Origin of the sequence: Dyella sp. C9, assembly GCF_003332825.1 — a bacterium.
Taxonomy (GTDB): Bacteria; Pseudomonadota; Gammaproteobacteria; order Xanthomonadales; family Rhodanobacteraceae; genus Dyella.
In genome coordinates this window covers 19,021-29,113 of sequence record NZ_QIRF01000026.1, presented here as the reverse complement: position 1 = coordinate 29,113, position 10,093 = coordinate 19,021, and the positions used below count along the sequence as shown (strand labels likewise).

7 protein-coding genes are annotated in these 10,093 nt (G+C 61.3%); 4 read left to right on the top strand and 3 right to left on the bottom strand.

What is annotated here, in order from left to right; all coding sequences use genetic code 11:
- The first annotated feature begins 454 nt into the window (after nucleotides 1-454).
- Entirely contained in the window at nucleotides 455-1,366 is a 912-nt protein-coding gene (locus DVU99_RS19985; RefSeq protein ID WP_198670395.1) for a LytTR family DNA-binding domain-containing protein, read from the top strand.
- A 133-nt stretch (nucleotides 1,367-1,499) separates the two neighbouring features.
- Entirely contained in the window at nucleotides 1,500-3,914 is a 2,415-nt protein-coding gene (locus tag DVU99_RS19275; protein WP_114241856.1) for a CocE/NonD family hydrolase, read from the top strand.
- 293 nt (nucleotides 3,915-4,207) lie between these two features.
- Here DVU99_RS19275 and DVU99_RS19270 read toward each other — a convergent pair whose 3' ends face one another.
- Entirely contained in the window at nucleotides 4,208-5,131 is a 924-nt protein-coding gene (locus DVU99_RS19270) for a LysR family transcriptional regulator (RefSeq protein WP_114241860.1), read from the bottom strand.
- A 157-nt stretch (nucleotides 5,132-5,288) separates the two neighbouring features.
- On the opposite strand from DVU99_RS19270, the gene DVU99_RS19265 reads away from it, so the two are divergent.
- The gene (locus DVU99_RS19265) at nucleotides 5,289-6,044 is read left to right on the top strand and encodes an SDR family NAD(P)-dependent oxidoreductase (RefSeq protein ID WP_114241855.1); all 756 of its coding nucleotides are present in this window, start codon (nucleotides 5,289-5,291) and stop codon (nucleotides 6,042-6,044) included.
- 126 nt (nucleotides 6,045-6,170) lie between these two features.
- Here the strand turns inward: DVU99_RS19265 and DVU99_RS19260 are convergent, their stop codons facing one another.
- Nucleotides 6,171-7,880 (bottom strand): thiamine pyrophosphate-dependent enzyme, encoded by a 1,710-nt coding sequence (locus DVU99_RS19260; RefSeq protein ID WP_114241854.1) that lies wholly within the window; start codon nucleotides 7,878-7,880, stop codon nucleotides 6,171-6,173.
- A gap of 508 nt (nucleotides 7,881-8,388) precedes the next feature.
- Entirely contained in the window at nucleotides 8,389-9,162 is a 774-nt protein-coding gene (locus tag DVU99_RS19255; RefSeq protein ID WP_157971493.1) for a helix-turn-helix transcriptional regulator, read from the bottom strand.
- Here DVU99_RS19255 and DVU99_RS19250 point away from each other — a divergent pair.
- The gene (locus DVU99_RS19250; protein WP_232823670.1) at nucleotides 9,161-10,066 is read left to right on the top strand and encodes a LysR family transcriptional regulator; all 906 of its coding nucleotides are present in this window, start codon (nucleotides 9,161-9,163) and stop codon (nucleotides 10,064-10,066) included. The two genes, DVU99_RS19255 and DVU99_RS19250, sit on opposite strands and share 2 nt — an antisense overlap.
- The last annotated feature ends 27 nt before the right edge of the window (nucleotides 10,067-10,093 follow it).

Below are 10,093 nucleotides of genomic sequence, written 5' to 3'. Positions count from 1 at the left end.
AAGCTCGCCATCAACGACACCCCTGATTCGTCACATTCATCGTTGCATCCAAGTTTATGGAGGCGCTGAGGTCCGCTACGGGTCGAAAGCGGACCTAACGCCATACAGTCACACAGTAACATCCAGCAACGCAGCGTTCGCAGCGAGATGCGATTTGATAAGCCCGGCAGGGCCTTCTGCGCGAACAGAGTCGGCTCCCGGTTCGCGCTCGACATCCAGAATGAAACGGTCGCATATGCCGAACCCCATCGGGCCCCTCCCCTTGGGCCGGCTCCGGGTGCGAAGCGGACACTCGCCTTTCGATATTCCTCCCACCGCGGACATGGCCCATGCCGCCGCGGCAGCGCCCCGATCTGGCAAGCCCCGACGCTGGAGATGGCCCGAAGGCTTGAAGCGGCTGCCATAACGCTGCACGCTCCCCGGTGCGAACCAGGGTCTATGGTCGAGGGAGAGGATGAAGCAGCGGTATTTCGATCTGCTGGCGATCGCGGGCGTGTTTGCGGCCTACACCGTTACGATCCGGCTGGCCTTGCATGTCGGCCTGCGCGAAAGCCTGCTTGGAGGGCTCGCCAATACGATACCCGTGGTGATCTTCGGGGCTTGGGTACGTCGCGTCATCCAGCGCAAGCTGATCGGCAAGCCTGCCCTCGTCCAGCTGGGAATCCATCTTCCGCTTTGCGCGGCGTTCTCCGGCCTTTGCTATGGCCTGTTGATCGTGCTCCTTGGCGTGTTCAATGGCGGCGGTCCCGCGGGTTTCCTGGTGAAGCCTTTCCCGGTCAGCGGCATGGCCTGGCAAACGCTGGAGAACGTAACGACCTATGCGCTCATTGCCGCCATGTCCTATCTGCAGGCGCTGCACGGCGGCTACGTCACCGCGTCGGCGCTGCCCCTGCAGACCGAAACGCCAGCCCAGCCTGCCGGGCCGATCACCCCGGCCGGGTACGACGCAGCATCGGCGCAGCCCGATCATGCCAGCCCCCCGGCCGCTCGGGGGCCGGAGCCCTCGCTGAAAGAGCCGGGCGACACCCGTACCGACCTTGAGCGCTCCCGCTACTTCGTCCGCATCGGCGACGAGCTTCGACCCATCGATGTCGATACCGTCGTGAGCATTGGTGGCGCCGACGACTATGCCGAGGTGTGGACGCAGTCCGGCAAGCACCTGGTCCGCATGACGCTCACCGAGTTCACCCGGTCGCTGGATCCGGCGAGATTCGCCCGGGTGCATCGTTCGTGGATCGTCAATATCCACCGGGTCGCCCGGGCAGAACCCGCGGGTGGCGGCCGCCTGCTGCTGCACATGGACACCGGCCAGACAGTTTCCACCAGCCGCGCTGGCGCCAAGCTCGTACGCGACCGCGTCATTTGACCGTTCACCGCGCCGAGCGGTTCATTCGCCGATTTCCTGCCCGCTTTTCTCCGCTCCACGGAATCATCCCGGTGACTTAGGCACCGTCCGGCCGTCGGCACGGACGCACACGCTTCCCCGGGGAAACCGTCGAATGAATCCATTCACCTTGTTACTGCCCGCCCATGGCCTAATACGCCCACGAGCGCTCCGGCAGCTCCTGCGCAAAAGCGCACCCGCGGCCCAAAGGGTGCGGCCCCTCGCCGCGACGGTGCTCCTGTGGCTGGCCACTCTCGGCACCACTACTCCGGTGTTCGCCCAGTCCTACGGGCGATTGCCGCAGGGCCCAATGGACGCGGCGGCCCTGCAGCGGGCCATGCCGGAGCTGGCATCGCGACTTCTCCACGACCTGCCGGACGATTCCAGCCTGGCAGGCCTCGATCGTCGATTCCGTCTTGAACTGGCCGCGGACCGCTACGAGCAGGCTCTGGGCACCATGGCCACCCTGCGCGAACGCTTGCGGGGCCAGGCGGTCATCCCCACCCGCGCGGACTGGGTCACCGTGCCTTACGAAATCTACGCGCACGCGCGGATCAACGAGGCGGCGGATCATCTCGACGGTGCCAAGGCCTACGGCAAGGCGTTCCGCGACCGCTTTGCCACACTGGACGACTGGCCGTCCGCGGAGGTTGCGCGCAGCTTTACCGAAACCCAACCGGCGGAGCTGCAAGCGAGCTTGCAGGCAGACCTCGCGGCGACCCAGGGCAAGGCCGGGATCAGCCAGATCGATGCCGTGCGCCTGGTTTCCGACTATCTGACCGCCACCGTCTTCGGCCAGGCGTCCTTGCTTGCCCCTGCCCTCATCAAGGAAGACGACGGGCGTCGCTACCTCACGCAGCAAAACGTCCTGGTCAAGGAAGCTGGCGGCGCCAGTGTCTGTGCTTATGTCATGCGCCCCAGAAAGGCCGGGCCATTGCCCGCGCTGCTGGAGTTCACGATCTATGCGTCCTCTCCCGAGGTGATATTGAGCCGGGCACGACTTTCCGCGGCACGTAACTATGCAGGCGTGCTCGGCTTCACGCGCGGCAAGGTCTGCAGCCCAAACAAGCCATCGGCCTATCTGACCGACGCGGACGACACCAGCGCTTTGATCGACTGGATCAGCCACCAGCCCTGGAGCGACGGCCGCGTGGGCATGTACGGGGGCAGCTACGAAGGCTTTACCCAGTGGGCCGCGGCCAAGCGCATGCCCAAGGCGCTGAAGGCGATCATGCCTAGCACACCCGTTGCACCGGGCATCGACGTGCCGATGGAAGGCAACGTGTTCTGGAATTTCGTCTATCCGTGGCCGTTCTACACGCTCAACGCAAAGTTCAACGACAAGGCCACTTACGGCAACGCAGGGCATTGGCGGCAGCTGGACCGCGCCTGGTACGCCAGCGGCCGTGCCTACCGCGACTTGGACAAGATCGACGGGACGCCAAATCCCACCTTCGACGAATGGCTTTCGCACCCGTCCTACGATGCCTACTGGCAGGGCATGATTCCATACGGCACGGAATTCTCGCGCGTCACCCTGCCCGTGCTGCTGGTGGCGGGCTATTACTACGGCGGCCCCGGCGCGGCGATCTACTACTTCCAGCAGTTGGAAAAGTACGCGCCCGCGTCCGAGCACTATCTGCTCATCGGGCCTTATCACCATATCGGCGCCCAGTACGGCGTGCTCGACGATCAGGGCAACCTGATGGACACCCTGGCGGGCTTGAGCGTGGACCCGGTCGCGCAGCTCGACATGTACGAATTGCGCTACCAGTGGTTCGACTATGTCTTCAAACGGGGCCCAAAGCCGGCACTGCTGGGCGACATGGTCAACTATGAGGTAACTGGCGCGAATGTCTGGAAGCACGCGCCGTCGCTGTCCGCCATGGGCAACACCCGCTTGCGTCTCCATCTCGATGGCGGCTTGGCGCCTGGCCCTGTCCATCGGCTCGACGAGAAGCCTTCCGATGGAAAAGGTGCCGCCATTTCGCTCACCGTAGATCTTGCCGATCGAAGCGATACCGATGCCGATCCTCTCGGTGGCGGCGTGGTGGACAGCGCGATCGATACGCGCCATGCCCTGCAGTTCGTCAGCCAGCCCTTCGACACATCTATCGAACTGAGCGGACTGTTCTCCGGCCAACTGGACTTCGTGACCAACAAGAAGGATTTCGACGTAGAGATCGACCTGTTCGAACTCACGGCACAAGGGCAGTACGTACAACTCAGCCAGTACTGGACCCGTGCGAGCTACGCGGACGATCGTACGCAGCGCCGGCTCTTGCTGCCCGGACGCGAACAACACCTCGTCTTCGAAAGTAGCCGCCTGATGAGCCGCCAGCTTAAAGCGGGCAGCCGCCTGGTCATGGTGCTGGGGGTCATCAAGGGAGCCGGCAGGCAGATCAACTATGGCAGCGGCAAGGACGTCAGTGACGAAACCGTCCGCGATGCCGGAGATGCCCTGTCCTTACGTTGGCTGCCGAGCAGCTACATCGAGCTTCCCGTGCGTGATCAGCCAACCATCAGGTAACAGCGGGCAGATGCGCTGACTCGGGAGGCGCGTACCCAACACCGACGACAACGCGCTGCGGGTAACCGCGTCCACTGCCCAAAAGCCCCCGGCCCTTGGCTGGCGGGGGCTTTCAAACGAAACGGGGTCACCGAAACGTGGTCAGGTTCACTTTCCGCTTCTATCCATAACGCCGTACGTGATCTCACATGGATTGACCGCCACCATCCCGCATAGTTGGGGCGGAATGTCACCTCAGCGCTGTGTAACCAAGCCCTATCCTATTTGACCACAGAGACGCCGTAGAACACCCGCTAGCGAGCACCGGGGTGGTGGTCAAAGGGCTTGAATATCTTCGCCGCCCAATCGATGAATACGCGCAGCCGTGCGCTTTCCTGTTTCGAGCGCTGAAACACGATGTGGATTGGATGAAGCGGACGGGTCCATTCCGGAAGCACCTGGATCAGCCGACCGCTCTCAAGGTAGGGCCTGGCCATGAACCCGAACGTTTGACCGACGCCCAATCCGTGCACGAGTGCATTGACGTGCGCGGTGCTTTCGTTGAGCAAGATGCCTCGCGTGCTCCTGGGATCAACTTCCAGCTGATCGTCCTCCCGGTTGAACAGCAGGGGGAACGGCCGGCCGGTAAGTGATGAAAAATAGCCCACCGTATCGAACGCTTCGCGAAGATCATCCGGATGGGTGGGCACGCCATGGGCTTTGAGGTACTGCGGGCTGGCGCAGGTGACGTAATCGAGACTGGCGATCCGGCGAGCCACCAACGACGTATCGGTGAGTTCGCCGCCTCGGATGACACAGTCGACGGCATCGCCCACCAGGTCGACATGTCGGTCGCTCACCCCTAGCTCGAGCCGGATGTCGGGAAAAGCCTTCCGAAAGGCGGGCAACTGCGGCAGCAAGATGATGTTGGCTAGCGACGAGCCGATATCAACCCGGAGCCTGCCCCGATGACCGTGCTTTGCATCCAAGAACAGAACGTCCATTTCCTCCAGGTCCGAGAGCACCTGGATGGCTCGCTGGTAGTAGGCCTTTCCTTCGTCCGTAACCGTGACCTTGCGGGTCGAGCGCAGAAACAGCTTTACCCCCAGGTGCCGCTCCAGATCCTGGACGTGTTTGGTGACCGTTGCCCTGGGTATATCCAGCGCATCAGACGCCTTTCCAAAGCCGCCCGACTCCGCGATCCGGACAAATACACGCAACGCCGCCAACTGATCCATGAAAGCACCCTCAACCGGGCTGGGCCGGAGACCCGGATTATTCATTCTAGTGAATAGTCATTTCCTTCGGCCCATCTTAATCCGCCCCTTCGGCCGGCCTATCGTTCTCCCACCGAATTCAACCACCGACTACTCGTCCACCGATTGGAGAACTGAAATGAGCAAGCGACTGAAGGGCAAGATTGCACTGGTTACGGGCGGCACCACCGGCATCGGCTTCGCCTCGGCCCTGGAGCTCCTCAATGAAGGTGCCAAGGTCTACATCACCGGACGGCGCCAGCCGGAACTGGATGCCGCACTCGCCGCCATCGGTGAAGGTGCGATTGGTGTCCGCGGCGATGTGACCAAACAGGAAGATCTCGATGCCTTGGCGGAGCTGATCAAGCGCGAGGAGGGGCATCTGGACATTCTTTTCGCCAACGCGGGTGGCGGCACCATGCTTCCCCTTGGGCAGATCACGGAACAGCATTTCGACGACACCTTCAACCGCAATGTCAAAGCACTGGTGTTCACCGTGCAGACCATGCTTCCGCTGATGAAGGCCGGTTCGTCCATCATCCTCAATGGCTCCATCGCCGGCAGCACCGGCATCGCCGCCTTCAGCATCTACAGCGCCTCCAAGGCAGCCGTGCGCAGCCTGGCCCGCAGCTGGGTACTGGATCTGAAGGATCGAGGCATTCGCGTCAACGTCGTGAGCCCGGGCTCGACCAAGACCTCGGGACTGGCCGAACTTGCCGGCGAAAGCAAAGAAGCCCAGGAAGGCCTGCTCGCCTATCTGGCTTCGCAGGTCCCCATGGGCCGCCTGGCGGAACCGTCGGAGATCGGTCGCACCGTCGTCTTCCTGGCGTCGGACGACTCCAGCTTCATCAACGGCGCAGAAATCGCCGCGGATGGCGGGCAGGCTCAGGTCTGACGCCTGCCGCGCTGCGACGCCCACTTGGCTCTACCAGGGCACCACGGGGGCCCCGGTGGAGCAAGGTAATTGGGTGGACGGAGGAAGTGGCCTGCCCACTCGGTGGCATGTGGCAGGCCATAAACCTCAGATGTTCTCGCGGATCATTTCCAGCACATCCGCGCCACGCCCATGAAGGATGGCGCGTGTCGAATACAGGGCCATGCCCATGACCGGCTTCAATTCGATCATTGGAGGCTTTACCAGTTCCAACTGATTGACGATGACGTTGAGCAGTGCGGGACCTGGCTGGGCCAGCAACTCCTGGATCGCACCATCGAGGTCGGCGGCTTTGTTCACCGTCTTTCCCCAAAGTCCGATAGCATCCGCCACCTTGCCGAAGTCCGGATTCTTTAGCTTGGTGAAAGTGTCCAGGATACCTTCGGCTTTCTGCTCGATCTCCACGAAACCGAGCTTGCCGTTATCGAACACTATGATCTTTACCGGAATGTTTTCCTGGACGGTCGTGATCAGTTCACCAAAGAGCATGGTCAGGCCGCCATCACCGCAACAGGCAATAACCTGGCGATCAGGCGCAGCTTTCTTTAATCCCAGCGAGCTTGAAAGGGCCGACGCCATCGTACCGTGGAGCAGGCTGCCAAAGATGCGCCGCTTACCGTTGGCGTCGAAATGGCGAATCGCCCAGACAATGGGCGATCCATCGTCGGCAGCCAGCACAGAGTCGTCGGCCGCAAACTCGTTAATGCGCGACATCAGGTTTGAGGCAGGGATGGTGTCGTCATGGCCGGGCTTGAGGTGCTTTTGCGTGTCCTCCATGACCTTCTTGTGGCGCTCGACGAATTCCACCAGAAACGACTCGTCCGGGTTTTCTTCCAGAAGCGGAAGCAAGGCTTGCAACGTTGCTTTTACGTCGCCCACAGCACCCAGCGTTACGTGGTGGCGCCGACCCAAGTGCGTAGGCCTGATGTCGATCTGCACAATCTTGGCGTGATCGGGGTAGAACTGGCGCCAGGCAAAATCGGCGCCCAGCAAAAGCAGCGTGTCGCATTCAAGGATGGCGTTGTATCCCGCTTCGTTACCCAGGATGCCGGTCATCCCGACGTTATAAGGATTGTCATGCGCCAACACATCCTTGCTACGCGACGTATGGGCCACAGGTGACTTGAGCCTGTCCGCCACGGCCTTGATATCTTCGAGTGCATCTTCACAACCGGAGCCGGCGTAAATGGTGATTTTTTCGCCGGCGTTCAGGATTTTGGCGATCTCGGAAATTTCCTCGTCGTTTGGCCGAACGAGCGGTTTGGCGTGGTGCACGCGATAGGGGAAGTCATCCCTTACTTCACCGTGGGATATATCCACGGGCACGATGAGAACCGCCACGCCCTTCAACGAGATCGCGGCCTGGCACGCGGCCACCGCCTTCCTTCGCGCTTGTTCAGGCGTGTAGATCTGTTCGCAGTAAACCGAGCATTCCTTGAAGAGCGACTTGAAATCGACTTCCTGGATAAATTCAAACCCGAGTTCGCTGCTCATGACTTGGCTGGCGATCAAGACCACCGGCGAGCGATTGCGATTGGCTTCGTACAAGCCATTGATGAAGTGAAGGCTACCCGGGCCACAGGATCCGGCACACGCAGTCAGCCTGCCAGTGAGCTGAGCCTCCGCGCCCGCTGCAAACGCGGCCGCTTCTTCGTGACGGACATGCACCCACTCGATGGAGCTTTTGTCGAGATTCTCAGCAAACAAGTTGAGGGTGTCTCCGACAATGCCGTAGCAACGTTCAACACCGGCCTGCTCCAACACCTCAACAATGATTTCAGCGACTTTCTTGCCCATGTCCACACTCCGGGTAGCAGATAAAGGCGGGGATAATGACCGGCACGCGCCGGATCAGGTCACGGATGTAAACGTGTCACTTTTCCCGTTCATCGACGTGTGACGGTGCGTCGTGAAGGGTTGAGTGTGCCCTTGGGGGAAACCCTCACCCATCCCCCTGATGGGGGGTCTCACCATAACGGTTCTTCTTCCGCTGCGTTTGGCTGCGGTGGCAACACACCGAGCCATACCTCCGCGCTTGCCACGTCATGTGGCCAGGCATGCAAGCCTGATTGCCGAATGGATCGAGCGGTCCAGAGGGACTATCGTCCGTACGGCACTCCATGGCGCCTTCACCATGGGCTGCCGCACCATGCAGTTCCATCCAATGGTTGACACGCCTGAGCGCTCGCGCGGCGCTAGATGCACCAGCGCGGCGCAAACGTACCCCGCCCCGTCGGCACCGCCAGCGCACGTAATTTCTGCAGGGTCACTACCCCCACCCGATATTCGCGTTTGCAAGGCAGTCCTACAGGATTCCTATCGCCAAAGCGCGGGCCACGGCCTCCGCACGCGTATGGCTCGATAACTTGAAGAAGATCTTCTTTGCGTGACACTTGACCGTTTCAGGGGTGATGTTCAACTCGCGCGCGATGCTCTTGTTGCTATGCCCTTTCCCAATCAAGCGAAGAACCGCGGTCTCCTTGTCGCTCAGCAGACCTGGCATGGGAGATTGATGGGGAGAGTCGGCGCAATGTCCCTCCGGACTGACCTTGACCGCAGATGCCTTCTGTTGGCCGAACTGTAGAAGAAGATGAAGCAACGAACGGAATCCTGCGGGTGCCGGATGGCAGAGCATGTCGCAAACCAGGGAGACAGCGCCGTCGACATCACCCTGCCAGAGGTAGCCGATGGCAAGAAGCCTTCGGGCGTCGCGGCAGTGGAGCTTGCGGACGTCACCGGCACGTTCCAGGAGGCTGACGATGGGGGTGTTGGCTTCCCGATAGTCAGTTGCCAGGCTCAGCGTGTGTAACGGTTCTGAGACATCGACACCGCTCGACCGTGACACGTCTTGCGTTGGGTTGGCGCCGGACACGGTGTTCACAGCGGTCCGGCGTGTTGAGAACGGGCGCAGGTTCACAGATACCTCACCAAGGATTGGCCGAGATGCCGTTGCCATCGACGAGCACTCTCCATAAAGTCTCGTTGCGACCGGTCTGTGGTGTGCAAAGCGTTCGCTATTTGCTTCCAGCAAGCAATCGGATAAACGTGGAAACACTTTCGGCGTTTCGGCGAAAATCATGCGCGTAGACGACATTCAGGTGTTTGTCGAAACTGCTGATGCCGGTAGCTTTTCCGCCGCGGCCAAGCGGCTGGATATGACGCCCGCGTTGGCGAGCAGCTCGGTCCAGCGTCTGGAAGACGCCTTGGGTGTGAGGTTGTTTGTACGCTCAACCCGCAGCCTACGCTTGTCCGAGGATGGCGAGCGATACCTTCCCCATGCGCGCGCCGCGCTGGAAGCCATCACGGATGGCGAGCAGGCATTGGCGCTCGCGCGCCAGGAAATTAGAGGCGTATTGCGCCTCTCGGCGCCGTCAGACCTTGGGCGCAACATCTTGCTGCCGTGGCTGGAAGGGTTTCAAGACCAGCACCCACGGCTGCATCTGCAATTGCACATCAGCGATCGCGTGGCCGACCTTTATCGCTTGCCGCTGGATGCCGCTATTCGGTACGGCCCCCTCGTAGAGTCCGGACTCGTCGCGCAGCCGCTCAGCAATGACAATCGGCGCGCGCTTTGCGCCTCTCCGGCTTACGTTAGTGCGAATGGACGTCCCAACACACCCGAAGACCTTCAGGACCACAACTGTCTTCGCTTCGTCTGGGGCGACCAGGTTTACGACAGGTGGCGCTTCAATCTTCCCAACGGCGTGAGGACCGTGGCTGTTACTGGCGATCTCGTCAGCGATGATGCCGACGTGGTGCGCCGCCTCGCCGTGTCCGGACGCGGTGTTGTATACAAATCGCGCATCGATCTCCTGCCGGATATAAGGGCGGGGCGTCTGCTGGAACTATTTCCCGCTGTCTATGGCGAGGCCGTTCCGCTGAACCTAGTGTGTGCCCACCGCTCTCTGTTGACGCCGGCCATCCAGCTCCTGCGCGATTACTTGCGGTCTCGCTGCAGCGAGATAGTCGAAGAACGTCGTTGACCCACTTGGCCCTCTTCCAGCCCTTGC

What these genes read in the sequence shown, in the direction of transcription:
- DVU99_RS19985 (WP_198670395.1), top strand. Translation starts at nt 455, where the DNA reads ATGAAGCAGCGGTATTTCGATCTGCTGGCGATCGCGGGCGTGTTTGCG.
- DVU99_RS19275 (WP_114241856.1), top strand. Translation starts at nt 1,500, where the DNA reads ATGAATCCATTCACCTTGTTACTGCCCGCCCATGGCCTAATACGCCCA.
- DVU99_RS19270 (WP_114241860.1), bottom strand. Translation starts at nt 5,131, where the DNA reads ATGGATCAGTTGGCGGCGTTGCGTGTATTTGTCCGGATCGCGGAGTCG.
- DVU99_RS19265 (WP_114241855.1), top strand. Translation starts at nt 5,289, where the DNA reads ATGAGCAAGCGACTGAAGGGCAAGATTGCACTGGTTACGGGCGGCACC.
- DVU99_RS19260 (WP_114241854.1), bottom strand. Translation starts at nt 7,880, where the DNA reads ATGGGCAAGAAAGTCGCTGAAATCATTGTTGAGGTGTTGGAGCAGGCC.
- DVU99_RS19250 (WP_232823670.1), top strand. Translation starts at nt 9,161, where the DNA reads ATGCGCGTAGACGACATTCAGGTGTTTGTCGAAACTGCTGATGCCGGT.
- DVU99_RS19255 (WP_157971493.1), bottom strand. Translation starts at nt 9,162, where the DNA reads ATGATTTTCGCCGAAACGCCGAAAGTGTTTCCACGTTTATCCGATTGC.